General features: G+C 57.2%; 25 protein-coding genes. 7 read left to right on the forward strand and 18 right to left on the reverse strand.

The features are described from left to right. Window positions 1-15 precede the first annotated feature (15 nt). Window positions 16-1743 carry a phosphoenolpyruvate-protein phosphotransferase PtsI gene (ptsI, locus tag KO1_RS09120; RefSeq protein WP_004104336.1) on the forward strand — a complete coding sequence of 576 codons (1728 nt, stop codon included), beginning with the start codon at window positions 16-18 and terminating at the stop codon, window positions 1741-1743. 42 nt (window positions 1744-1785) lie between these two features. Continuing rightward, window positions 1786-2295 carry a PTS glucose transporter subunit IIA gene (crr, locus tag KO1_RS09125; protein WP_000522253.1) on the forward strand — a complete coding sequence of 170 codons (510 nt, stop codon included), beginning with the start codon at window positions 1786-1788 and terminating at the stop codon, window positions 2293-2295. Window positions 2296-2337: 42 nt separating this feature from the next. Here the strand turns inward: crr and KO1_RS09130 are convergent, their stop codons facing one another. Together KO1_RS09130 and pdxK are read right to left on the reverse strand one after the other, a co-directional pair. Continuing rightward, window positions 2338-2577 (reverse strand): hypothetical protein, encoded by a 240-nt coding sequence (locus tag KO1_RS09130; RefSeq protein ID WP_004104337.1) that lies wholly within the window; start codon window positions 2575-2577, stop codon window positions 2338-2340. Continuing rightward, window positions 2574-3440, reverse strand: a complete 867-nt coding sequence (pdxK, locus tag KO1_RS09135) for a pyridoxine/pyridoxal/pyridoxamine kinase (RefSeq protein WP_023321401.1) — start codon at window positions 3438-3440, stop codon at window positions 2574-2576. The genes KO1_RS09130 and pdxK overlap by 4 nt, the downstream gene beginning before the upstream one ends. Before the next feature lie 83 nt (window positions 3441-3523). On the opposite strand from pdxK, the gene ptsJ reads away from it, so the two are divergent. Genes ptsJ through KO1_RS09150 form a run of 3 tightly spaced genes read left to right on the forward strand, consistent with a single transcriptional unit; the run spans window position 3524 to window position 5997 of the window. Next, a complete protein-coding gene (gene ptsJ / locus KO1_RS09140) occupies window positions 3524-4822 on the forward strand; it encodes a MocR-like B6 salvage transcription factor PtsJ (protein ID WP_004114331.1) in 1299 nt (432 codons plus the stop codon). A gap of 14 nt (window positions 4823-4836) precedes the next feature. Further along, the gene (locus KO1_RS09145) at window positions 4837-5544 is read left to right on the forward strand and encodes a type 1 glutamine amidotransferase (RefSeq protein WP_023321402.1); all 708 of its coding nucleotides are present in this window, start codon (window positions 4837-4839) and stop codon (window positions 5542-5544) included. A 45-nt stretch (window positions 5545-5589) separates the two neighbouring features. Continuing rightward, window positions 5590-5997: a YybH family protein gene (locus KO1_RS09150; RefSeq protein WP_004114333.1), complete on the forward strand. Its 408-nt coding sequence runs from the start codon at window positions 5590-5592 to the stop codon at window positions 5995-5997. On the opposite strand, the gene cysM is transcribed toward KO1_RS09150, so the two are convergent. From cysM to KO1_RS09195, 9 genes are all read right to left on the reverse strand, one after another. Next, window positions 5994-6905, reverse strand: coding sequence for a cysteine synthase CysM (gene cysM / locus KO1_RS09155; RefSeq protein WP_024274538.1), 912 nt, complete (start codon window positions 6903-6905; stop codon window positions 5994-5996). The two genes, KO1_RS09150 and cysM, sit on opposite strands and share 4 nt — an antisense overlap. Before the next feature lie 133 nt (window positions 6906-7038). Then, window positions 7039-8133, reverse strand: a complete 1095-nt coding sequence (cysA, locus tag KO1_RS09160) for a sulfate/thiosulfate ABC transporter ATP-binding protein CysA (protein WP_004104347.1) — start codon at window positions 8131-8133, stop codon at window positions 7039-7041. After that, window positions 8123-8998 (reverse strand): sulfate/thiosulfate ABC transporter permease CysW, encoded by an 876-nt coding sequence (gene cysW / locus KO1_RS09165; protein WP_004104348.1) that lies wholly within the window; start codon window positions 8996-8998, stop codon window positions 8123-8125. Before cysW ends, cysA begins: the two co-directional genes overlap by 11 nt. Then, window positions 8998-9831, reverse strand: a complete 834-nt coding sequence (cysT, locus tag KO1_RS09170) for a sulfate/thiosulfate ABC transporter permease CysT (RefSeq protein ID WP_004104350.1) — start codon at window positions 9829-9831, stop codon at window positions 8998-9000. Before cysT ends, cysW begins: the two co-directional genes overlap by 1 nt. Further along, entirely contained in the window at window positions 9831-10847 is a 1017-nt protein-coding gene (cysP, locus tag KO1_RS09175; RefSeq protein ID WP_004104352.1) for a thiosulfate/sulfate ABC transporter substrate-binding protein CysP, read from the reverse strand. Before cysP ends, cysT begins: the two co-directional genes overlap by 1 nt. 226 nt (window positions 10848-11073) lie before the next feature. Further along, a complete protein-coding gene (locus KO1_RS09180; protein WP_024274540.1) occupies window positions 11074-11973 on the reverse strand; it encodes a Dyp-type peroxidase in 900 nt (299 codons plus the stop codon). Between the two features lie 92 nt (window positions 11974-12065). Then, window positions 12066-12641 (reverse strand): RpoE-regulated lipoprotein, encoded by a 576-nt coding sequence (locus KO1_RS09185; protein ID WP_004104355.1) that lies wholly within the window; start codon window positions 12639-12641, stop codon window positions 12066-12068. A 61-nt stretch (window positions 12642-12702) separates the two neighbouring features. Next, window positions 12703-13152 (reverse strand): DUF2919 domain-containing protein, encoded by a 450-nt coding sequence (locus tag KO1_RS09190; RefSeq protein WP_004104358.1) that lies wholly within the window; start codon window positions 13150-13152, stop codon window positions 12703-12705. Next, a complete protein-coding gene (locus KO1_RS09195) occupies window positions 13139-13564 on the reverse strand; it encodes a GNAT family acetyltransferase (RefSeq protein ID WP_004104360.1) in 426 nt (141 codons plus the stop codon). The genes KO1_RS09190 and KO1_RS09195 overlap by 14 nt, the downstream gene beginning before the upstream one ends. A 211-nt stretch (window positions 13565-13775) precedes the next feature. On the opposite strand from KO1_RS09195, the gene amiA reads away from it, so the two are divergent. Together amiA and hemF are read left to right on the forward strand one after the other, a co-directional pair. Then, window positions 13776-14651, forward strand: a complete 876-nt coding sequence (gene amiA, locus KO1_RS09200) for an N-acetylmuramoyl-L-alanine amidase AmiA (protein ID WP_004104362.1) — start codon at window positions 13776-13778, stop codon at window positions 14649-14651. Then, on the forward strand, window positions 14651-15550 hold the full coding sequence (gene hemF / locus KO1_RS09205) for an oxygen-dependent coproporphyrinogen oxidase (RefSeq protein ID WP_004104363.1): 900 nt from the start codon (window positions 14651-14653) through the stop codon (window positions 15548-15550). Before amiA ends, hemF begins: the two co-directional genes overlap by 1 nt. A gap of 114 nt (window positions 15551-15664) precedes the next feature. Here hemF and eutR read toward each other — a convergent pair whose 3' ends face one another. The 7 genes from eutR to eutH are packed head-to-tail and all read right to left on the reverse strand — an operon-like array spanning window position 15665 to window position 22847. After that, window positions 15665-16717: an HTH-type transcriptional regulator EutR gene (gene eutR, locus KO1_RS09210; RefSeq protein WP_004104364.1), complete on the reverse strand. Its 1053-nt coding sequence runs from the start codon at window positions 16715-16717 to the stop codon at window positions 15665-15667. A gap of 48 nt (window positions 16718-16765) precedes the next feature. Then, window positions 16766-17248: an ethanolamine utilization microcompartment protein EutK gene (gene eutK, locus KO1_RS09215; RefSeq protein WP_016809547.1), complete on the reverse strand. Its 483-nt coding sequence runs from the start codon at window positions 17246-17248 to the stop codon at window positions 16766-16768. A gap of 10 nt (window positions 17249-17258) precedes the next feature. Then, window positions 17259-17918: an ethanolamine utilization microcompartment protein EutL gene (eutL, locus tag KO1_RS09220; protein WP_004104369.1), complete on the reverse strand. Its 660-nt coding sequence runs from the start codon at window positions 17916-17918 to the stop codon at window positions 17259-17261. Between the two features lie 9 nt (window positions 17919-17927). Continuing rightward, window positions 17928-18821, reverse strand: coding sequence for an ethanolamine ammonia-lyase subunit EutC (eutC, locus tag KO1_RS09225; protein ID WP_024274541.1), 894 nt, complete (start codon window positions 18819-18821; stop codon window positions 17928-17930). A 20-nt stretch (window positions 18822-18841) separates the two neighbouring features. Beyond that, window positions 18842-20203 carry an ethanolamine ammonia-lyase subunit alpha gene (gene eutB / locus KO1_RS09230; protein ID WP_004104373.1) on the reverse strand — a complete coding sequence of 454 codons (1362 nt, stop codon included), beginning with the start codon at window positions 20201-20203 and terminating at the stop codon, window positions 18842-18844. A gap of 11 nt (window positions 20204-20214) precedes the next feature. Further along, window positions 20215-21618: an ethanolamine ammonia-lyase reactivating factor EutA gene (gene eutA / locus KO1_RS09235; RefSeq protein ID WP_016809545.1), complete on the reverse strand. Its 1404-nt coding sequence runs from the start codon at window positions 21616-21618 to the stop codon at window positions 20215-20217. Beyond that, window positions 21615-22847 (reverse strand): ethanolamine utilization protein EutH, encoded by a 1233-nt coding sequence (gene eutH / locus KO1_RS09240; RefSeq protein WP_004104378.1) that lies wholly within the window; start codon window positions 22845-22847, stop codon window positions 21615-21617. The genes eutA and eutH overlap by 4 nt, the downstream gene beginning before the upstream one ends. Window positions 22848-22964 lie beyond the last annotated feature (117 nt).

Below are 22964 nucleotides of genomic sequence, written 5' to 3' on the forward strand. Positions count from 1 at the left end.
AAGTAAGGTAGGGTTATGATTTCAGGCATTTTAGCATCCCCGGGTATCGCTTTCGGCAAGGCTCTTCTGCTGAAAGAAGATGAAATTGTCATCGACCGGAAGAAAATTTCTGCCGATAAGGTTGATCAGGAAGTTGAACGTTTTCTGAACGGCCGCACCAAGGCCTCCGCCCAGCTGGAGGTCATCAAAACCAAAGCTGGTGAAACTTTCGGTGAAGAAAAAGAAGCCATCTTCGAAGGGCACATCATGCTGCTGGAAGATGAGGAGCTTGAGCAGGAAATCATAGCCCTGATTAAAGATAAGCACATGACTGCCGATGCGGCAGCCAATGAAGTTATCGAAGGTCAGGCTACTGCCCTGGAAGAACTGGACGATGAATACCTGAAAGAGCGTGCTGCTGACGTACGCGACATCGGTAAGCGCCTGCTGCGCAACATTCTCGGCCTGGCCATCATCGATCTTAGCGCAATTCAGGATGAAGTTATCCTGGTTGCCGCAGACCTCACCCCGTCTGAAACCGCACAGCTGAACCTGAACAAGGTGCTGGGCTTTATCACCGACGCGGGCGGCCGTACTTCCCACACCTCCATCATGGCGCGTTCTCTGGAACTGCCGGCCATCGTGGGCACCGGTAGCGTCACAAGCCAGGTGAAAAACGGCGATTATCTGATTCTCGACGCTGTAAATAACCAGGTTCTGGTTAACCCGAGCGACCAGCAGATCGAAGAGCTGCGTAACCTGCAGGCTCAGGTCGCTGAAGAGAAAGCGGAACTGGCTAAGCTGAAAGACCTGCCGGCAATTACGCTGGACGGCCATCAGGTTGAAGTTTGCGCCAATATCGGTACCGTACGCGACGTTGAAGGTGCCGAGCGTAACGGCGCAGAAGGCGTTGGTTTATATCGTACTGAATTCCTGTTCATGGACCGTGATTCGCTGCCAACTGAAGAAGAACAGTTCGCGGCTTATAAAGCAGTTGCCGAAGCATGCGGCTCTCAGGCCGTTATTGTTCGTACCATGGACATCGGCGGCGACAAAGAGCTGCCGTACATGAACTTCCCGAAAGAAGAGAACCCGTTCCTCGGCTGGCGCGCCGTGCGTATCGCCATGGATCGCAAAGAAATTCTGCGCGACCAGGTACGTGCCATCCTGCGCGCCTCTGCTTTCGGTAAACTGCGCATCATGTTCCCGATGATCATCTCTGTTGAAGAAGTGCGTGCACTGAAAAAAGAGATCGAAATCTACAAGCAGGAACTGCGCGACGAAGGTAAAGCATTTGACGAAGCAATCGAGATTGGCGTAATGGTGGAAACCCCTGCCGCTGCGACTATTGCACGTCACTTAGCCAAAGAAGTTGATTTCTTTAGTATCGGTACCAATGATTTAACGCAGTATACTCTGGCAGTTGACCGTGGTAATGATATGATTTCACATCTTTACCAGCCAATGTCCCCGTCTGTGCTGACGCTGATTAAGCAAGTTATTGATGCTTCTCATGCTGAAGGCAAATGGACCGGCATGTGCGGTGAGCTTGCGGGCGATGAACGTGCTACACTTCTGTTGCTGGGTATGGGTCTGGACGAGTTCTCTATGAGCGCCATTTCCATCCCGCGCATTAAGAAGATTATTCGTAACACGAACTTCGAAGATGCGAAGGTATTAGCAGAGCAGGCTCTTGCTCAACCGACAACGGACGAGTTAATGACGCTGGTTAACAAGTTCATTGAAGAAAAAACAATCTGCTAATTCACGAGATGCGCGGCCCAAATTACTGCTTAGGAGAAGATCATGGGTTTGTTCGATAAATTGAAATCTCTGGTTTCTGATGACAAAAAAGACACCGGAACTATTGAGATTGTTGCCCCGCTCTCTGGCGAGATCGTCAACATCGAAGACGTGCCGGATGTAGTGTTTGCGGAAAAAATTGTGGGTGATGGCATTGCTATCAAACCTACTGGCAACAAAATGGTTGCGCCGGTAGATGGTACCATCGGTAAAATTTTTGAAACCAACCATGCGTTTTCAATCGAATCTGATAGCGGCATCGAGCTGTTCGTTCACTTCGGTATTGATACCGTTGAACTGAAAGGCGAAGGCTTCAAACGTATCGCTGAAGAAGGCCAGCGTGTGAAAGTCGGCGACCCGGTTATCGAATTCGATCTGCCGCTGCTGGAAGAGAAAGCCAAGTCTACCCTGACTCCGGTTGTTATCTCTAACATGGACGAGATCAAAGAGCTGATCAAACTGTCCGGTAGCGTAACCGTGGGTGAAACTCCGGTTATCCGCATCAAGAAGTAATTCTTGCCGCAGAAGAATGGCGCCTCTCAGGGCGCCATTTTTTTATCTCGCCGCTTTGAATGGCCGATAGCACTTCTCCCGTGAAAGTATTTTCATCCCCTCAGGGCCGCTTTCCAGAATCCGCTTCTCGCTATCAGAAACCTGTAAATCACACTGATATCCGCCAACGGCGCCAAATAGCGACCCCACTTCGCAAACATCCTCCAGCGCTTCGCTGCCGGTCGTCTCAAAATGGCCGACGACTCTTCCCTGCTGACGAACCACTAAACGATAGCTCTTCATATCCCCTCTCCTGCCGGCGGAAGAATAAGCTCGTCGCAGCCCTGTTCATCGGTCCAGGTCATTACCGCCAGCACCCGCTGCGCGGCGGCATGAGCGGCATCACCCAGCGGTATTCCGCACACCAGGCCGCTCGCCAGCTCGGCGCAAAAAAGATCGCCCGTTCCCTTAAGGTCGGTTTCTACGCGCGGATGTTCGATCACCTCGACCGATTCTGCGCTAACCACCAGCACGTTGATCGTGGCGCTATCCGCTCCCGGCGCGCTGGTAATAACGACCCATTTCAACGAATCCGAGAGCAGGCTGCGGGCGGCGACAATCGCCTCCTGCTGATTATGGCAAGGCAGTCCGCTTAGCGTCTCCAGCTCAAACAGATTGGGCGTGATTCCCTGTGCCAGCGGGAGCAAATGAGTACGATAGGCTTCCGGAATCTCGGCCTTAACATAAATACCGCTATCCACATCGCCAATGACGGGATCAACGAGAATACACAGCTCGGGATGATGCTCGCGAATGCGCTGCAGCCATTGCGCAAGGCGCTTAATCTGCACCGCGCTTCCCATATAGCCGGTCGTGACCGCCCGCAACTCGCGCAGGGCGTCACGCTCCTCCAGCGCCTTTAAATAACCGGCAAACCACTCTTCCGGGATGACGCCGCCATAGTAGGTGTCATAGTGCGGAGTATTGCTGAACAGCACCGTCGGCACCGCGATAACCCGCAGGCCGTGCTGCTTTATCGCCGGTATCGCAATACTGTTTCCTACGCTGCCGTAGACCACCTGCGACTGCACGGCCACGATATCGACCTGTAGTGCCCGACTTTTATCGTTGAAGAGCACCGATTGTATTTCATCCTGCTGGCCCATCCTTTCTCCCCCCCGCTGGACAGCGGGTCATACTCTGATTATCATTCGTCCTATGCTAAATTTCATTTTGTCATAGGTCAATAATGATCGTTGGAAAAACTGCCAGTGAGATCTTCGATAATATCCGCCATCTGGTGCAAAGCGGCGTACTCAAACCTGGCGATGTTTTGCCGCCGGTACGCGAACTGGCTGGCAAGCTGTCGGTTAACCGCAATACGGTCGCCGCCGCCTATAAGCGACTGGTGACCTCCGGTCTGGCCATTAGCCAGGGGCGTAACGGTACGGCCATTAAGACGCATAATACGCTTCCCGCCCTTGAAGGTGGCGATCCCTCTTCGCCGCTAAAAGATATCTCCAGCGGCAACCCCGATCCCACGCGCCTGGCGAACGTCAAAAACTACCTCAGCGCTATCGCCGCCGCTCCACGCCTGTACGGCGATGCGGCGGTTGACCCACGGCTGGCCGCGTGGGCCCATGCCTGGATGAGCAAAGATTCAGGCGTGGACGCGGAGATTAACCTCGCCAGCGGCGCTATCGATGCGCTCGAACGTCTGCTGTGCGCCCTGCTGCTGCCGGGCGATAGCGTGGCTATCGAAGATCCCTGCTTTCTCAGCAGCATTAATATGCTGCGCTATGCCGGCTTCACCCCCTCGCCGGTGCCGGTCGACGCTGAAGGCATGCAGCCTGATGCCCTTGAGGAGGCGCTGCGCAACGGCGCCCGGGCGGTGATCATCACCCCGCGAGCACATAATCCGACGGGCTGTAGCCTTAGCGAGCCCCGCGCCCGGGCAATACGCGATATCCTGGCCCGCTATCCGCAGGTTCTGGTGATTATTGATGACCATTTCGCCCTGCTCTCCTCAACGCCCTGGCACTCTCCGCTGGCCGCCGAAAGCCGGCGCTGGGCGCTGGTACGCTCGCTGTCGAAAACCCTTGGGCCGGACATGCGTCTGGCTATCGTTGCCAGCGATTGCGAAACGTCGGCGGCGCTGCGCCTGAGGCTTAATTCCGGTAGCCAGTGGGTCAGCCATCTGCTGCAGGATCTGGTCATCGCTTGTCTTAATGATGACGCATTTATGGCATCGCTGACGGAGAGTCGCCGCCACTATCGTCGGCAACATGAAAAGCTGATCGCCGCGCTCGCTCGCTGCGGGATAACCCACCTGACGCCAGGAGACGGCCTGAACTTTTGGTTTCCGCTGGAGGAACCAAGCCAGCCGGTAGCGCTTCGCCTGGCGCATGCTGGCTGGCTGGTCCGCGAAGGCGAAACGTTCGGAATTCGCGCCCCTTCACACGGGCTGCGGCTGTCACTTGCTACGCTCAGCGATGAAGAAATTAATAAGCTCGCCAGTGACTTATGTCAGATATTACAACAACAGTGACGGGAGTTAACGCTATGCAGATCCACTTTATCGTCCATGAAGTCTTTGAAGCGCCGGGAGCTTATCTGCACTGGGCGCAGGCGCGCGGTTACGATACCAGCTGGTCGCGGGTTTATGCCGGGGATGCGCTACCGGAAAATGCTAACGCCTTTGATATGCTGGTAGTGCTGGGCGGCCCGCAATCTCCGCGTACCACCCTAGCCGAATGCCCATATTTTGATACCCACGCCGAGCAGCGTTTGATTGCGCAGGCCATTGCCGCCGGGCGGATCGTGGTGGGGATTTGTCTCGGTTCGCAGCTTATCGGCGAAGCGCTGGGCGCGCCGGTCATGCAAAGTCCGGAGAAAGAGATCGGCCACTTTCCGATAACGCTCACCACCGCCGGCCAGCAGGACGGCAAACTGGCCCATTTTGGCCCGTCGCTGGTCGTGGGCCACTGGCATAACGATATGCCTGGCCTGACGCCGGAAGCGGAAGTGCTGGCCTCCAGCGAAGGCTGCCCGCGGCAAATTGTGAAATATCGCGATCGGGTTTATGGCTTCCAGTGCCATATGGAATTTGACGCTGAGGTCATCGAACTGCTGATCGCCCATTCACAGCAGGAGCTCAGCGCCGCCAGAGGCAGACGCTTCATCCGCAGCGAACAGGAGATGCGCGCCTGGGATTACCGCGAAATGAATCAGAAGCTGTGGACATTTCTTGATAAGCTGACGGAAAAGTAAGCAAAATGCTTTTATTAAAGCCCGATAATTTAAGGATCGCCTGAAATGCACAATCCCAATCCGCAGCTTAAAGCCGCCATTGAAGCCTGCGATCGCGCTATCTCGCAGGAAGATTACGCGACGTTGATGGAGTATTACGCCGACGACGCCGCGCTGGTGGTCAAACCGGGCATGGTCGTCAAGGGCAAAGAAAATATCCGTAAAGCGTTTATCGCCATTGCCGACTATTTCCAGCACCGGCTGGTGGTAACGCAGGGGAAAATGGAGATTATTGAAGGCGGCGGCAATGCGCTGGTGATCATGGAAACCCGGCTGGATATACCGACAGCGGAAGCCGGGATAACTCAGGTTACGCGCCGCGCAACCTACGTCTTTCGGCAGCAGGGCGAGCGCTGGCTGTGTACCGTTGATAACTCTTACGGTACGGATCTGCTTGACGCGCCCGAAGTTTAAATTCCCGCGCCCTGGGTAAAGTGCTCTTCGCCAAATACGCCGGTCGAAAGGTAGCGATCGCCGCGATCGCAAACGATCGCTACCACTACCGCGCCAGGATTTTCACGGGCAATGCGTAGCGCGCCCGCCACCGCGCCGCCTGAACTCACACCGCAGAAAATCCCTTCCTGCACCGCCAGCATCCGCATGGTGTTTTCCGCGTCCTGTTGATGAATATCCAGCACCGCATCCACCAGCCGCGCATTAAAAATCCCCGGCATATATTCGGCAGGCCAGCGGCGAATGCCGGGAATACTGCTGCCCTCTTCCGGCTGCAGCCCCACGATGCTCACCGCTTTAGCCTGTTCGCGCAGAAAGCGGGAAACGCCGGTAATGGTGCCGGTAGTGCCCATGCTGGAGACAAAATGGGTTATCCGCCCTTCTGTCTGCCGCCAGATTTCCGGCCCGGTAGTGGTGTAGTGGGCATAGGGATTGTCCGGATTGTTGAACTGGTCCAGCAGCTTGCCTTCACCGCGCTGGGCCATCGCCAGCGCCAGATCGCGAGCCCCTTCCATCCCCTGCTCTTTGGTGACCAGAATCAGCTCCGCCCCGTAGGCGCGCATGGCCGCACGTCGCTCCTGGCTCATATTATCTGGCATCAGCAGCTTCATCTGATAGCCTTTAAGCGCGGCGATCATCGCCAGCGCAATGCCGGTATTGCCGCTGGTTGCTTCAATCAATACATCGCCGGGCTTAATTTCGCCGCGCTTTTCCGCTTCAACAATCATCGAAAGCGCGGCGCGATCTTTTACCGAACCGGCCGGGTTATTCCCTTCCAGTTTGACCCAGATTTCGCTGCCGTTATCTGGTCCCAGACGCTGTAGCTTCACCAGAGGCGTGTTGCCGATTGTTTGTTCTAATGTATTCACGGTTTTGCCCAATAAAAAGGCCGGGAAGCGTTTACCCGGCCTGCAAACATCCCCGGATGGCGACGCAGGCGTCTTATCCGGGCTACCCAATCCTGCCGTTGCGAAAACGGCGATAAACATGCGGATTAAGCTATCAGGCCGATTCGGCCAGAGCAAGCTCCTCGCGCGGCTCAATACGCTCACGACCGTTGTACAGGCGGGCATTCTGCAAGCCGACAAACAGGCGTTCCCCGCGATACGGCGCCTCTTCGCCCTGATACACCACGGTGAGCGGTTCGTCATACCACCCGAGAGGCTGCACAACTAATTGGGTGTAGTGGCCTTTCGGGCTCGCTTCCAGCACCTGTACCGGCAACGGTGAATCCAGGCTGGTGCGCCGGCTGATATCCACTTCCCACGGCCGCAGGAACAGATCCACCGGCCCCTGATACGCCGGGGTATAGCCTAACGGCCAGCGATGCGCGCCCACGTGAAACTGTCCGCCGCGAATGGTGCCTTTCAGGCGGTTCACTTCGCCCATAAATTCCAGTACAAAGCGGGTTGCCGGCTCGCGCCATACCCGATCGGGCGCATCCGCCTGTTCAATATTGCCCTGGCTCATCACCACCACGCGATCCGCGACTTCGGTCGCCTCTTCCTGATCGTGGGTAACGAATACGCTGGTAAACTTTAGCTCTTCATGCAGCTGACGCAGCCAGCGTCTCAGTTCTTTACGTACCTGGGCATCCAGCGCGCCGAAAGGCTCATCCAGCAGCAGAATTTGCGGTTCGACCGCCAGCGCGCGCGCTAACGCGACGCGCTGCTTCTGTCCGCCGGAAAGCTGGGCCGGATAGCGATCGGCCAGATGCGCCAGCTGAACCATCTCCAGCAGTTTGGTAACTTTCGCTTTGATCCCGGCGGCATTTGGCCGTTCACGCTTAGGCAGCACCGTCAGGCCGAAGGCAATGTTGTCGAACACCGTCATATGACGAAACAGCGCGTAGTGCTGAAACACAAAGCCAACTTTACGGTCGCGAGCGTGCACCCGGCTGACGTCGGTACCGTGAAAACGAATGTGCCCGCTGGACTGATTCTCCAGCCCGGCAATGATGCGCAGCAGCGTGGTTTTCCCGGAGCCTGACGGCCCCAACAGCGCGACCATCTGTCCGGAAGGGATATCCAGCGAGATATCATTCAGCACCTGGGTGCGACCAAAAGACTTCTTAATATTGGCAATCTCAATGCTCATGATTTCCCTCCAGTTGCGCGCGTTTTTCCTGATTGGCCAAACGCCATTGCACCATACTCTTCAAAAACAGGGTCAAAATAGCCATTAACGTCAGCAGAGCCGCGGCGGTAAACGAACCAACGGTATTGTAGTCCTGCTCCAGTAGTTCTATTTGCAGCGGCAGCGACAAGGTTTCGCCGCGGATAGAGCCGGAAACAACCGATACGGCGCCGAATTCGCCGATCGCGCGGGCGTTAGTCAGCACCACGCCATACAGCAGCGCCCAGCGGATGTTTGGCAGCGTCACCCGACGGAACATCTGCCAGCCCGAAGCGCCGAGCAGAATCGCCGCTTCATCCTCATTACTGCCCTGGCTCATCATCACCGGCACCAGCTCGCGAACCACAAACGGACAGGTCACAAAAATGGTCGCCAGCACCATACCGGGCCAGGCAAACATAATCTGTAGGTTATGCTCATCCAGCCAGCCGCCAAGCGGGCCATTAGAGCCATAAAACAGCAGATAAACCAGCCCCGCCACCACCGGCGAGACGGCAAACGGAATATCCAGCAACGTCAGCAGCAGCTGGCGGCCGGGAAAGTTAAAACGCGTCACCAGCCATGCCAGCAGCGTGCCAAACACCAGATTCACCGGCACGGTAATTAAGGCGATCATCACCGTCAGCCAGATGGCGTGCAGCATGTCCGGATCGGCCAGGTTATGCAGCACCGGCATCAGACCTTTGCTGAAAGCCTGCACGAAGATATAGACCATCGGTACAATCAGGATAAAGGCGGAAACCAGCATCCCGATACCGATCAAAAACCATTTCCCCCAGTTAATGCGGGGGGCGTCATAACGCTTTAACTGAGCAACGATCGCCATTAATGACCTACCACGCGTCGACCAAAGCGACTTTGCAGGGTGTTGATTGAGAACAGCAGCAGTAACGATGCCGCGAGGATCACCGACGCAATCGCGCTGGCGGCAGGGTAATCAAACTCCTGCAAACGAATAAAAATCATCAGCGAGGTCACTTCCGTTTTCCACGCGATGTTACCGGCGATAAAAATAACCGCGCCGAACTCTCCCAGGCTGCGGGTAAACGACAGCGCGACGCCGGCCATCAGCGCAGGTGAAAGCTCCGGCAGCACCACTTTGCGAAAGCTCTGCCAGCGCGTCGCGCCCAAGGTTTCCGCCGCCTCTTCATATTCCGGCCCCAGCTCTTCCAGTACCGGCTGCACCGTACGAACCACAAACGGAATACTGGTAAAGGCCATCGCCACGGCGATACCCAGCCAGGTATAGGTCACTTTAATATCAAGCTTCGCCAGCCATTCACCATAAAAGCCGTTGACGGAGAACAGCGAGGCCAGCGTCAGGCCCGCCACCGCCGTCGGTAGCGCAAACGGCAGATCCATCAGCGCGTCCAGCAACGTGCGCCCCGGAAAGCGGTAGCGCGTGAGGATCCACGCCATCAGCAGGCCAAATACGCCGTTAAAGATCGACGCCACAAAGGCCGACAGCAGGGTGACTTTATAAGCGGCTACCACCTGCGGGTTGCTGATCACATCCCAGTATTGACTCCAGGTCATTTCCGCGAGCTGCATCACCAGCGCGCTCAGCGGCAGCAGCAGAATTAAGCACACGAACAGCAGGCTGGTGCCGAGGCTCAGGGTAAAGCCCGGCAGCACGCGCTTTGAGGCAACAGCAAACATTACTTACGCCCCGCCGCCAGCAGTTTGTCCAGCTCACCGCCGCTGGCAAAGTGGGTTTTCATCACTTCCGGCCAGGAGCCAAACTGGTCCTCCACGCGGAACAGCTCGGTCTGCGGGAATTTATCTTTCAGCGAATCCATCACCTTCGGGTTGTTCACGCGATAGTAATAGTCGGTGATGATCGTCTGCGCCTGCGGGCTGTAGAGCCAGTTCAGATAGGCTTTTGCCGCTTTCTCCGTTCCGTTAGCCTGAACGTTTTTATCTACCCAGGCCACCGGGAATTCGGCCAGGATATTGGTCTTCGGGATAACCACTTCAAATCCCTGATCTTCGTACTGTTTACGGATGTTGTTCACTTCCGATTCGAAGCTGATCAGCACATCGCCCAGACCGCGCTCGGCGAAGGTCGTGGTAGCCCCGCGACCGCCGGTATCAAACACTTCGACGTTTTTCAGGAACTGGGTCATGAACTGCTCGGTTTTCGCTTTATCGCCGCCGTCAGCCTTGTCCGCAGCGCCCCACGCCGCTAAATAAGTGTAACGCGCGTTGCCGGAGGTTTTTGGGTTCGGGAAAATCAGCTTCACGTCGGAACGCACGAGGTCATTCCAGTCGTGGATATTCTTCGGGTTGCCTTTACGCACCAGGAAGCCCATGGTGGAGTAAAACGGCGAGCTGTTATTCGGCAGACGGCTTTGCCAGTCGGCGGGAATCAGTTTGCCTTTGTCGTGCAGAATCTGTACGTCGGTCACCTGATTGTAGGTCACCACGTCGGCCTTAAGCCCCTGCAGAATTGCCAGCGCCTGTTTTGATGACCCGGCATGAGATTGTTTAATCGTCAGCTTATCGCCGCCGTTATCTTTCGCCCACTGCTGTTCAAACTGCGGGTTAAGGGCGGCAAACAGCTCGCGGGAAACATCGTAGGAGCTGTTCAGCAGTTCCGTCGCCTGCGCCTGCGCAACCAGCAGCACAGAAGCAGCCAGCGCCAGATATCCTTTTTTCAGTGATTTAACGGCCATTGCGCACCCTTATCAATATGATGATTTTCTGCTGATCATCATATTTATAACGGCTATGAAAGGAGTAACGGTTTTATATACCGTTTGGCGATTTGGAAGTCGAAAAGAGAATAAGAGAATGGCAAAGCTTATCTGAATCACGCATCCATAACCGGAAAACGGGCGACGCTTGCCGACCGCGCCGAACGTTTCCCTCTCCCTGCGGGGAGAGGGTGAGGAGGAGATCTTACAGCGCCAGCAGCCTATCCAGGGACGGCGCGAAGTAGTATCCGCCGGTCACCGGTTTGGTAAAACGCAGCATCGCGTCGCGCTTACCGTCGGTATCACCGAACATACTCAGCAGCTGCTGTTCAATATTGTGCAGACGCGCGCAGTAGGCGCAAAAGTAGAGGCCGTGAGTACCGCTGGCGGTACCGTAAGGCAGGCTCTGACGCACAATCTTCAACCCTTTCCCTTCTTCTTTTAAATCCACGCGGCTCAGGTGAGAGGTTTCCGGACGAGCATCGCCGTCAATCTCTTCGTTGACCTCTTTGGTACGGCCGATCATCATCTCCTGCTCGGGAACGCTCATGCGGTTAAGCTGCTTGAGGTTGTGCTCCCAGCGTTGCACGAATACGTAGCTGCCGCCCGCATCCACGCCATCCTGAATCACCGCCACTTCACGACGAGTCTCTTCCCCCGCCGGGTTTTCGGTACCGTCAACAAAACCGCTGAGGTCGCGCTCTTCAATCCAGCGGAAGCCGTGAATCTCCTCTTTGACCTCAATCGCGGCGCCAAAAGCGGACATGGCCGCCTGAGCGACGGAGAAGTTCAGCTCATGCTGCGCGGACAGGATATGAATCAGCACATCATATTGGGTCGACGGAGCCAGACCTTTACCGTAGCCCGGGAACGCTTTTAACTCTTCGGCCCCTACGCCGCCGCTCAGATGGCGCCAGACGTGATGACCGAAAGCGACGACTGCTCCCAGCTTAGCTTCCGGATATTTTGTCTGAAAGGTGGCTAACTTATCGGCAAACACTCTGCTGGCTTCGCGCAGTACGTCCACATCGCCTTTGACATTCGCTTCAATCCAAATCGCCGCACGGCAATGTTCCGGCAAAATGCCGCTCTGAACCTGAGACATCGCTCCTCCTGAAATAGTACAGCCACAACGCTGTGGCTTTTAAGGCGCTATTGTACCCGCTTTTTCAGGACGTCGAATCACTTCAGATCAAATTAGCGACGCCAGATAATTTTGCTCACCTTCCAGTTTTTCAGCGTGTCATCGGAAGGCATTAACTCCTCAGGGCCGCTCCAGTTACCGGTAAAGGCATAGCTAATATGCTGGCTGCCCTCGGCCTTACACTCCACCACCGCACCGTTATCGTTGCTGCCTTTCTGACAGTTGCCAAACGCTTTGCTGTAAATATCGCTAAACGGGGTCCCGATTTTCACGCCGCTGGCGGCTTTGATGTTGCTATCCCGCACGTCGATACGGCTAATAGTCCCGCTCTCGCCGTTAATGGTCAGCGCAACCTTGTCATCTTTTAACGCTTCGAAGTAGCGCACAATATTGCCGTTAGCCGTTTTCATGCCGCTGCGCAGGCGGTAGCTGCTGCCGAGCGCATCGCCGATCGCCTGCTCGTTCAGCGGCGTTGTCGCCGTCAGGTTGCCTACGCCCTGTTCGGTTACTTGCGTAGAGGAACCAAACCAGTTCCACGGATAAGCCGACGACCAGTTAACCGAGCTCATCGTCGAGCAGCCGGTTAACGCCAGCGGTAATGCGCAGAGAAGTAAACGTCGCGATTTCATGACTCAGTCCTTTCTGATTAATTCAACGCAAGTTGGAGTGCGCGATCGGCAAAAAGTGCCGTTAAACCTGCTCTTCGCGAAAACAGGCTTTCAACCGACGGTTGCTTAACAGCCACCAGAGCGCATAAAGATCCGCCGCCAGCAGGGAGATGGTCACCGCCGAGGGCGATTCTCCGCTCAGCCACAGCAGCGGCTGCCAGACCAGCAGCAGGCTCTGAGAAAGCACCAGAAGCCAGCGCATCATCGGCCAGAGGCGAGGAAAACGCTGACGATGACCGCTGATGAGAAATGCCAGTACCGCCGGGATGCCGGGCAGCAATCCCAGCCAAAAATTATCGTGATCCGGATAAAACAGATTCAGCAGCGCGTCACCCTGCTGCCGCGACGCGCCGGCCATCAGAAACAGCACCCACGTACGCGCCTGAAGCAGCAGCACGCACCAAAAAAGGAACGGCAAGCGCAGGCGGCCGTGGGTATCAAAATCGGCGGGGATAAACTCAGTATTCTTCATCTTCAATTAAGCGTTTGCCGAGGCAAAGCACGTCCGAATGCTCATAGCCAAGGCGTTCGTACATCCCCTGAACCACATCATTATCTTCGCGGATCATAATGTTTATTTTCGGGCAGCCGCGGGCAATCAGCTTTTTCTCCAGCCGATTAAGCAGCGCGTTAGCAATACCGCGACCGCGATATTCCGGATGCACGCCGAGATAATAAGCAGAGCCGCGGTGACCGTCGTAACCGCCCATCACCGTACCAACCACTTCACCGTTAACTTCGGCCACCAGAAACAGGCTGGCGTCGTGGTTCAGCTTACGCTCAATATCCATTTCCGGATCGTTCCATGGCCGCAGGAGATCGCAGCGCTCCCACAGGGTAATAACCTCTTCGAAATCTTGTTGGCGAAAAACGCGTATCTCCATGGTATTGCCCACCATTAACGGTTAAAAACAGAGATTATGGCGCGATTGTGCCCGCTAGCCAATATCAGGCGCAATGAGCCGCAAAAAATGGCATAATATGACTTTGTCATGTATTGAAATGAAAAGTAAAACAATTCTTATTTTGAATGGTCGTATCAAAAAACACGATACGATATAACATTAGTCACCACTTGTTTGCAATTCAGGCCGAATGAGCACTTTTAAACCATTAAAAATACTTGCTTCGCGCCGCCAGGTGCTGAAAGCCGGGCTGGCAGCAATGACGCTTTCAGGGATCGCCTCTCAGGCCAGCGCGAAAGAACAACAGCCATTGAAAACATCCAATGGGCACAGCAAACCCGTAGCGAAGAAAAAAGGCGCCAGGCGCGTCGTGATGCTCGACCCGGGCCATGGCGGTATTGATACCGGCGCTATCGGCCATAACGGTTCAAAAGAGAAGCACGTCGTGCTGGCTATCGCCAAAAACGTGCGCAGCATCCTGCGCAACAACGGTATCGATGCGCGTCTTACGCGCAGCGGCGATACCTTTATTCCACTCTATGACCGCGTGGAGATCGCCCATAAGCACGGCGCCGATCTCTTTATGTCGATTCACGCCGATGGCTTCACCAACCCGAGCGCCGCCGGCGCCTCCGTTTTCGCCCTCTCCAACCGCGGCGCCAGTAGCGCCATGGCGAAGTATCTCTCGGATCGCGAAAACCGGGCGGATGAAGTGGCCGGCAAGAAAACGACCGATAAAGACCATCTTTTGCAGCAAGTGCTGTTCGATCTGGTGCAAACGGACACCATCAAGAACAGCCTGACGCTCGGCTCGCACATCCTGAAAAAGATTAAGCCGGTGCATAAACTGCACAGCCGCAATACCGAACAGGCTGCGTTCGTCGTGCTGAAGTCGCCATCAATTCCGTCGGTGCTGGTGGAGACGTCGTTTATTACCAACCCGAACGAAGAAAAACTGCTGGGCACCACCGCGTTCCGGCAGAAAATCGCCACGGCAATAGCCAACGGCATTATCAGCTATTTCCACTGGTTCGATAACCAGAAAGCCCACTCGAAGAGACGTTAATGAAACCCGACGCGCACCAGGTAAAAGCTTTCCTTCTTCAGCTCCAGGATGACATCTGCCAAAAGCTTAGCGCCGTTGACGGTAGCGAATTTATCGAGGATAGCTGGCAGCGGGAAGGCGGCGGCGGCGGACGCAGCCGGGTACTGCGCAATGGCGGTATCTTTGAGCAGGCTGGCGTGAATTTTTCCCACGTGCACGGTGATGCAATGCCGGCTTCCGCAACCGCGCATCGTCCTGAACTGGCAGGCCGCAGCTTCGAAGCGATGGGCGTCTCGCTGGTCGTACACCCGCGCAGCCCGTACATCCCTACCAGCCACGCCAACGTGCGCTTTTTTATCGCGGAAAAAGCGGGTGCCGATCCGGTATGGTGGTTCGGCGGCGGCTTTGATTTAACCCCCTACTACGGTTTTGAAGAAGATGCCGTTCACTGGCATCGTACCGCCCGCGATCTGTGCCAGCCCTTTGGTGAAGAGGTTTATCCGCGCTATAAAAAGTGGTGTGACGACTACTTTTTCCTCAAGCATCGTAACGAGCAGCGCGGCATCGGCGGTCTGTTTTTCGATGATTTGAATACCCCGAACTTTGACCATTGTTTCGACTTTATGCAGGCGGTGGGCAACGGCTTCACCGAGGCGTATCTGCCGATTGTCGAGCGGCGTAAAGAGAGAGTCTGGGGCGAGCGCGAGCGCGATTTCCAGCTCTACCGTCGCGGGCGCTACGTGGAGTTCAACCTGGTGTGGGATCGCGGTACCCTGTTTGGTCTGCAAACCGGCGGCCGTACCGAGTCCATTCTGATGTCGATGCCGCCGCTGGTGCGCTGGGAATACGACTACCAGCCGGAAGCGGGCAGCCCGGAGGCCGCGCTAAGCGAATTCATTCAGGTACGTGATTGGGTTTAAAGTTGCCAGATGGTGCGATCCGTAGGCCAGATACGGCGCTGTTTTGCCTGATGGCGCTACGCTTATCAGGCCTACGATGACGGCACGATTCGCCAGCCGGTAAATAACGCGTAATCAAACCCACTGCCGCATCCGCTGATGCAGCGTCAACGACGGTTTCTCGGCGAACAGCTGTTGATAATCGGTGGCGAACTGGCCCAGATGCCAAAAGCCCCACTGCATCGCGGCATCTTTCACCGTTGCGCTCTGCGACCACGGGCTAATCAGCTCCCGGCGCACCGCGTTCAAACGAATGCGCTTCAGCCAGGCGTTCGGCCCGATCCCCAGAATCGCGTGAAAGGCATTTTGCAGCGTGCGGCGGCTAACGTGCAGCTGCTGACACAGATCGAGAACCGTCAGCGGCTCCGACATATTCTCCAGCACGAACTCCCGCGCCCGGGAAAGCAGCCGCCGGTAGCTCTGATGGCTGATGCTCTCGGCGGTGACCATCGGCTGCGCCTCCTCCAGCATCGCCCCCATCGCCAGCAGGAGATTATCGCCCAATACCTTGCGCACAGCGGGCTGATGAAGGTTTTCCGGATTCTCGCTAAACGTCGCCAGCGCCTGCTGCACAAAGCCCCATAGCGCTGCCTTGTGCTCCTCTTTGACCTCCAGCGCCGACTGGTTACGCAGCATATGCAGCACCCGCTCCGGGTGATGCAGGAAGCTGGCCTGACGGGAAATGACATCCTCTGAGATAACCACTCCCAGAATGGTGTAATCATCCGGCGTGCTGAGTTCGAACTCGGTGCCGCCGGGTCGGGTGGCGATCTCGGCGCTGCCGAGACACTGCGATCCTATAAACCCCTGCTCGCCGCGGGTTGTCGGGATACCGAACCAAAAAGAGTTCGGCCACACCAGGCAGGATTGACGCAGCGCCAGACCGGTATACTCGCGAAAAACCTGAATATCATCGAGCAGGATTTCGGTAAATTCACCGTGAAATTTCCCCGGATGCAGCTGATCGTAAATCTGCTGCCAGGCGGTAATCGTCAGGGCATGTTCATAGACATCGGTGGTCCGTCGCTGGTGGACGTTATCCACCTCGACCATCGGCGTCAATTTAACGTCTTCGGGTAATGCTTCATGATAAAGATGGTGCAGGCTGGCCGGTGTTTTCTTTTTCATGATCTTATCAACCGGGAGCGCTCTCGCGTTCCCGGCACCTCCGACTGGTTAATTTTTTAGACGATAGCGACTACTGCGTTTACGCAACGATCCGGTAGAAAACAGCTGTTCCAGCGCCTTTCTGGCTTCGTCAAGCGACCAGCCAAAATGGGCGGCCACCTCCCCTGCCGTCATTCCCTGACGCGTCGATGCCAGCAGCGCCAGTAAAGGCTCAGAGGACTCCGCTATCACCGGTGGCTGCGGGGCTTCCGGCTGCGGCTGAAAGCCGCCGATCAGCCGCTGGGTGTCCTCTTCCGGGCGCCCTATCTCCCGACGGCTAACAACGCGCCCCGTACGCTGCGCCGCAGCGCTTCCGGCATCCAGCGCCGCCCGGCACGCCGCCAGGTCGCCTTCCACCACGAGGGTTAACCTGCCGGGATCGAGAACCTCATGGCTGAGCAGCCGCACGTTGGCCGCCTTCAGCATCGCATCCGCCGCATCAACGGCGGCGACCATGCCGTCAACTTCCAGTAATCCCAGGGCGTTGATCATCGCTTCCCCCTTACGCGCGCTGGATTGGATGACGGGCAATATCCAGAACGGCATCGGTAAAGGCATTGCAGGCTGCCTTACAGGCGGCCTGGCTCCCCGTCAAGAAGGCGGCCGAATAGTTGGTTTCCGACGGCGGCGGCACGTAGGTCACCAGCTGCACGTCGGCCGATTTCATCGCCGCGTCAATGCCGAAAGTGGCCTCCAGCGGCGGCGCCACCAGATAGGCGATCGGATCGCCCAGCGCGATGCCTGAAGAAGACGAGAGATAAGAGCCGGTACGCGACACCACGTGCGCCAGGAACGCCGTATCTTCGGCATCGTTGGCCCACTGAAACGCCGCTCCGCTTTCGATATGCGCCATCATCGCGTCCAGGCCAGCGCGAACTTCCGCCGGGTTCGGGCCGCCCAGCATAATCAGCACTTCCCCTGCGGTTGGCGACGGGCCGTGAGCTGCGCCAGCGTAGAGGGAGCGCCCGTAAACCACTTCAACCATCGCCTGTTTTGTCGCTTCGTCAGCGGCAATATAGGTCACATCATCCGAATCCGCCGTGATGAGTCCGAGGCTACGTATATGCGGCGGTAATTTAAGCTCGCGGGCAAAGCCGTCATTTACCGAAGCAATCACGCGCATGGCCGTCACCGAAGGGCGAATTAAATCTAATGCAGGCATGATGCCTCCTTAACGAGTCATATTGATGCCGGAAGCTTTCTGCTCCAGCATGCGTTTGGCCAAATCGACGATCACCGCAGCGGCTTCTACCGGCGGCGTGCCGCCCTGGTGAATATTGGAAATACAGGTCCGGTCCGCTTCAACGGTGGTTGCCACGCGCGGCGAATACACGGCGTAACAGGAGAGGCTTTCCGACTGCCCCAGCCCGGGACGCTCGCCTACCAGCAGGATGACCACCTTCGCGCCGAGGATTTCGCCAATCTGATCTTCAATTTTGACCCGTCCGTAGCGGACGAAGAACGGCGTACCGACCTTCAGCCCGGCCTGCTTCAGCCCCGACAGCAGCGGCGGCAGGATCTCTTCATAGTTGACGGTAATCGCGTCCGTAGAGAGGCCATCGGATACCACCACCTGAACGTCAGGATTCGCCACGCACTGCGCCTTCAGCGCGTCAATCGCTTCCGGACTCAGGCGACGGCCCATATCCGGGCGCGTCAGGTAGAGGTTCTTGTCGCTAATCTCGGAACGCACCTCGAGCAATCCCTGGTTTTTCACCCACTCTTCCGGAACCTCTTTCAGCACCGTATCCTTGGAGCGCGAATGGTCGGCGAGGAAGCGCAGCAGCGCGAGGGTGCGCGGACGCGGGCCGGCGCGGCCGGTGCAAACGCGCGCCGCCGTGCTGCGTTTCAGTTCGGCCAGCACTTCCGCGCGATGCGGCTGCTGCACGCCAATCCAGCCTTTAGCCTCTGGCGATCCTAAATCCAGCGCGCAGCTCTCCGCCGCGACCTCACACCGGCTGCCGCACTTCGTCGCCGCAGCCTGAGGCGCCGCTGCGGCCGTCTGCGGTTGTCCCATTGACGCCATCACGCTACGTACAATTTCTTCAATCTGCTTTTGATCCATCATGTGTCATCCCCGCGTCATCAAAAGAACAGTGACGGATCGCCCGCCCGTTGGGTCAGACGACCGTTTGCCATAATGCCCATGGTTTCCAGCCAGCGTTCGAACTCCGGCGACGGCCGTAGATTCAGCAGCTGACGGACGGTGGCGGTATCGTGAAACGCGGTGGTCTGATAGTTGAGCATGATGTCGTCGCCGAGCGGCATGCCCATGATGTAGTTGCAACCGGCGGTGGCGAGCAGAATCATCAGGTTTTCATTGAGATTCTGATCGGCGTCAGCATGGTTGGTGTAGCAGCAGTCGCAGCCCATCGAGATGCCGCTCAGCTTGCCCATAAAGTGATCTTCGAGACCGGCGCGAATAATCTGCCGGTCGTTATAGAGGTACTCCGGCCCGATAAAGCCCACAACGGTATTGACGAGGAACGGATCGTAGTGCCGCGCCAGGCCATAGTTGCGCGCCTCCATCGTCACCTGATCGGCGCCGAAGTTCGCGCCAGCCGACAGCGCCGAGCCCTGCCCGGTTTCAAAATAGAGGCAGTTTTCTCCGGCGATACGGTTGAACTCGGCGCCGACCGCCCGCGCTTCATCGAGCATCGCCAGCTCCACGCCGAACTCTTTTAGCCCCTTTTCGCTGCCGCAGATGCTCTGGAAAATAAGCCCTCCCGGCGCGCCGCGGCGGATCGCTTCAATCTGGGTAGTGACGTGCGCCAGCACGCAGCCCTGAGTCGGGATATTAAACTTGTCGATAACGCCGTAGACGGTATCGAGGACGCGGGTCAGGTTCTCCACGTCATCGGTCACCGGGTTAACGCCGATCACCGCATCGCCCGCGCCGAACGAGAGCCCTTCGTAGATTTGCGCCGCAATGCTCTGCACGTCATCGCGGGTATCGTTCGGCTGCAGGCGACAGCTAAAGGTGCCCGGCAGGCCGATGGTGGTGTTGGCTTTTTTAATCACCGGCATTTTCTTTGCGCCGTAAATCAGGTCGGCGTTGGAACAGACCTTCGCCACCGCCGCCACCACTTCTGAGGTCAGCCCTTTGCGCACAAACGCAATATCGTCGCTGGTGACTTCATCGTTGAGCACGTATTCGCGCAGGTCGCTGATGGTCCAGTTTTTAATCCGCTGATAAGCGGTTTCGTTGACATCGTCCTGAATCAGGCGCGTCACGCAGTCCTCTTCATAAGGGATCACCGGGTTATTACGAATATCGGCGACCGTCATATCGGAGAGCACCTGCTTCGCCGCTACGCGCTGCTGCGAACTTTCTGCCGCCACGCCCGCCAGCACATCCCCCGAACGCAGTTCGTTGGCTTTAGCCAGCACCTCTTTTACATCCTTAAACTGATAAACATTGCCGAACAATGTGGTCTTTAATTTCATAAGTCGTTCCCTCAGGAAGGAAATGCGAGTGATTTCACCGTCACCGGCACAACCGATCCGCCAAAAAGAGGCGTACCAATGTCGATATAGTCCCCCGCCCGTACGCTCACCTCATCGATGACCGCCAGCGGGAGTTGTTGCAGCTGCGGGCGCAGCAGCATGCCCAGCGCTTTGCCAAAGTCCTGCTCGGCCACCACCAGCAGGGGATGCGGATTGGGAAAGCGCGCGACAAAAGCCAGTAGCGCGTCAATCACCACCAGCAGGGCGGCGTAGCGCACCGGCAACGAAGCAGGAAGCGCCAGCACGTAAGCATCCGATCCCGGATCCAGATCGAGCTGCAGCAGCGCCTGCTGCCAGGCGCTCAGCAGATCGGATTCATCAAGCGGGATCGCCACCGGCAGATTGCGCAGCGGGAGCTGAACCCCTTCCAGCCAGATAGTGCTGCCGGAAAGCGAGAGCGTATGCGCGCCGGCGCCAATCACCGTGGCGCGCACGGTTTGCGCCGGAAACTGCACGTTCATCTTCCGCAGCCGCGGATGCTCGTGCAGCGCCGTGGCCAGCAGCGGTCCGATATCCGCAAAACAGAACGGGTCGGCAGGCTGGTTGCGGTAGCACTCGCCCACTCCGCCGGAAAGGGTAATCACCTCGGGTACCGCGCCTGCGGGCAGCAGGCCGGTTTGCATCAGCCGTTGCGCCAGCGGAGAGAGCGTGCCGTCGATAACTTCGACGATCAGATCCGCCATCCGACGCGCTACCTGCGCTAACTGCGAAGCACTCAACGCGCGCGCATCGACGCCTGCGCCAAAAACCTCATCGACGATCATTTGCCCCGGCTGATGGGCATAAACCACCCGTCCCTGGCCGTCGGTCTCCAGCAGGCGTCCGCCAACGTTCAGGCAGGCGGTGGCGCTGACTTTTCCCGCTTCAAATAGCGCGTAATTTGAGGTACCGCCGCCGATATCAATGTTCAGCACCCGGCACATCCGCTGTTCAGAAAGGGTTTGCGCCCCGGCGCCGTGACCGGCAATCACCGATTCCAGATGCGGCCCGGCGCTGGCCACCACAAAGTCACCCAGCGACTGCGAGAGCGCCATCACCGCCGCCCTTGCGTTGCGGGTTTTCGCGCTTTCGCCTGTGATAATGATCGCCCCGGAGTCCACCGATTCTGGGGCAACCTCTGCGGCCTGATACTGCGCCAGAATCAGCGCCTTGAGTTCGTCCTCCTTCAGACCGCCCTGTTTATCAACCGGGGTAAAGAAGACCGGGCTTTGCCAGCTAATTTCGCGTTTGATGAATTCGTAGCGCGGCACCTGCGACACCGCCGCACGGTTAACCAGCTCAAGGCGGGAGAAGATCACCTGAGTGGTGGTGGTGCCGATATCGATGCCGACGCTCAGCAGCTGGCGAGTTTTCACGATTGCGTCTCCGCTTCGGTTGTCGCCGCCGCCGGTGCGTTTTCATCTTTCGGCACCAGCAGCATCGCCACGCCAATGGCGGTAACGCCGCCGATCAGCTTGCCGACGATCATCGGGAAGATCATGGCGTTCATGTTGGCGGCGGCGAAGCCTAAATGGTCGCCCAGCGCGAAAGCGGCGGAGACGGAGAACGCGCAGTTAATGACTTTGCCGCGAGTATCCATCTGTTTCATCATGCCGAACATCGGGATGTTGTTGGCCAGCGTCGCCACCATGCCTCCGGCGGCCATATTATTGATTTTCAGCAGATTACCGACGCGCATCAGCGGCTTTTCAAACCAGCGGGTCAGCAGCAGCACCATCGGATAAGCGCCGAGCAGCACGCAGGATATCGATCCAATGACTTCAATGGCGCGCATCACCTCGCCGGGCTGGTCGCCGGGAGCCATAAAGATCGGATCAAGTCCCGGGATCAGATCCCAGCCCAGCAGGAACTTGATGACCGCTGCCGCCAGGCCGATGGTGATCAGCGCCACCAGAAATTTGGCGAAGATCTGGAAGCCGTTGATCATTTTTTCCGGAATAAACTTCAGCCCCAGCGCGACCAGCACCGCGACGATAAGCACCGGGATCATATTCATCAGGATCAGCGCGAAGGTAAACTCTACCGGCTGACCGTTAATCTCCACGCCGGAGTACATGGCCACCAGACCGCCGGCGATACAGCCGATCGGAATCGTAACGATCCCGGCCAGCACGCCCAGCGCCAGGTAGCGGCGGTCAGAGGGTTCGATGATGCCGAGCGCGACCGGAATGGAGAACACCAGCGTCGGCCCCATCATCGCCCCGAGGATCAGGCCGGAATAGAGCCACGCCGCCACGTCGCCGCCCGCCAGCTCTTTGGCGAGGAAGAAACCGCCCATATCGCAGGCCAGCAGCGTGCCGGCAAACATCGACGGGTTGGCGCCGAGCATTTCATACAGCGGAATAATCACCGGCCCGAGCAGGTGCGCCAGTACCGGCGCCAGCGCGGTCATCCCGACCATCGCCAGGCCCAGCGCCCCCATCGCCATAAACCCCTCTTCGAACTGGCCGCCGGAGCCCTCAATGCTTTTACCAAACTTGCCGAGAAAGCGCGCCGAGCCGCCAAACTGCGACAGGATCCTGTCCACGGCGGCAATCAGCATAAAGAACATCATGATGTACATGATGATTTCGTTAATTCCCATAGCCCTTACTCCCTGTCATTCGTTATGTGTAAAGACGTCCCATGGGCATACAACCAACGCCAGGACGGTAGCCCGGCATCGCCTCCGGGAAATTCTGTAACGTTTTGCGCACTTCTC

Origin of the sequence: Klebsiella oxytoca NBRC 105695, from assembly GCF_001598695.1 — a bacterium.
Classification (GTDB): Bacteria; Pseudomonadota; Gammaproteobacteria; order Enterobacterales; family Enterobacteriaceae; genus Klebsiella; species Klebsiella oxytoca.

Bases quoted from the DNA above. Each gene is read 5' to 3' on its own strand.
- ptsI (WP_004104336.1), top strand. From the start codon at position 16: ATGATTTCAGGCATTTTAGCATCCCCGGGTATCGCTTTCGGCAAGGCT.
- crr (WP_000522253.1), top strand. From the start codon at position 1,786: ATGGGTTTGTTCGATAAATTGAAATCTCTGGTTTCTGATGACAAAAAA.
- KO1_RS09130 (WP_004104337.1), bottom strand. From the start codon at position 2,577: ATGAAGAGCTATCGTTTAGTGGTTCGTCAGCAGGGAAGAGTCGTCGGC.
- pdxK (WP_023321401.1), bottom strand. From the start codon at position 3,440: ATGGGCCAGCAGGATGAAATACAATCGGTGCTCTTCAACGATAAAAGT.
- ptsJ (WP_004114331.1), top strand. From the start codon at position 3,524: ATGATCGTTGGAAAAACTGCCAGTGAGATCTTCGATAATATCCGCCAT.
- KO1_RS09145 (WP_023321402.1), top strand. From the start codon at position 4,837: ATGCAGATCCACTTTATCGTCCATGAAGTCTTTGAAGCGCCGGGAGCT.
- KO1_RS09150 (WP_004114333.1), top strand. From the start codon at position 5,590: ATGCACAATCCCAATCCGCAGCTTAAAGCCGCCATTGAAGCCTGCGAT.
- cysA (WP_004104347.1), bottom strand. From the start codon at position 8,133: ATGAGCATTGAGATTGCCAATATTAAGAAGTCTTTTGGTCGCACCCAG.
- cysW (WP_004104348.1), bottom strand. From the start codon at position 8,998: ATGGCGATCGTTGCTCAGTTAAAGCGTTATGACGCCCCCCGCATTAAC.
- cysT (WP_004104350.1), bottom strand. From the start codon at position 9,831: ATGTTTGCTGTTGCCTCAAAGCGCGTGCTGCCGGGCTTTACCCTGAGC.
- cysP (WP_004104352.1), bottom strand. From the start codon at position 10,847: ATGGCCGTTAAATCACTGAAAAAAGGATATCTGGCGCTGGCTGCTTCT.
- KO1_RS09180 (WP_024274540.1), bottom strand. From the start codon at position 11,973: ATGTCTCAGGTTCAGAGCGGCATTTTGCCGGAACATTGCCGTGCGGCG.
- KO1_RS09185 (WP_004104355.1), bottom strand. From the start codon at position 12,641: ATGAAATCGCGACGTTTACTTCTCTGCGCATTACCGCTGGCGTTAACC.
- KO1_RS09190 (WP_004104358.1), bottom strand. From the start codon at position 13,152: ATGAAGAATACTGAGTTTATCCCCGCCGATTTTGATACCCACGGCCGC.
- KO1_RS09195 (WP_004104360.1), bottom strand. From the start codon at position 13,564: ATGGAGATACGCGTTTTTCGCCAACAAGATTTCGAAGAGGTTATTACC.
- amiA (WP_004104362.1), top strand. From the start codon at position 13,776: ATGAGCACTTTTAAACCATTAAAAATACTTGCTTCGCGCCGCCAGGTG.
- hemF (WP_004104363.1), top strand. From the start codon at position 14,651: ATGAAACCCGACGCGCACCAGGTAAAAGCTTTCCTTCTTCAGCTCCAG.
- eutR (WP_004104364.1), bottom strand. From the start codon at position 16,717: ATGAAAAAGAAAACACCGGCCAGCCTGCACCATCTTTATCATGAAGCA.
- eutK (WP_016809547.1), bottom strand. From the start codon at position 17,248: ATGATCAACGCCCTGGGATTACTGGAAGTTGACGGCATGGTCGCCGCC.
- eutL (WP_004104369.1), bottom strand. From the start codon at position 17,918: ATGCCTGCATTAGATTTAATTCGCCCTTCGGTGACGGCCATGCGCGTG.
- eutC (WP_024274541.1), bottom strand. From the start codon at position 18,821: ATGGATCAAAAGCAGATTGAAGAAATTGTACGTAGCGTGATGGCGTCA.
- eutB (WP_004104373.1), bottom strand. From the start codon at position 20,203: ATGAAATTAAAGACCACATTGTTCGGCAATGTTTATCAGTTTAAGGAT.
- eutH (WP_004104378.1), bottom strand. From the start codon at position 22,847: ATGGGAATTAACGAAATCATCATGTACATCATGATGTTCTTTATGCTG.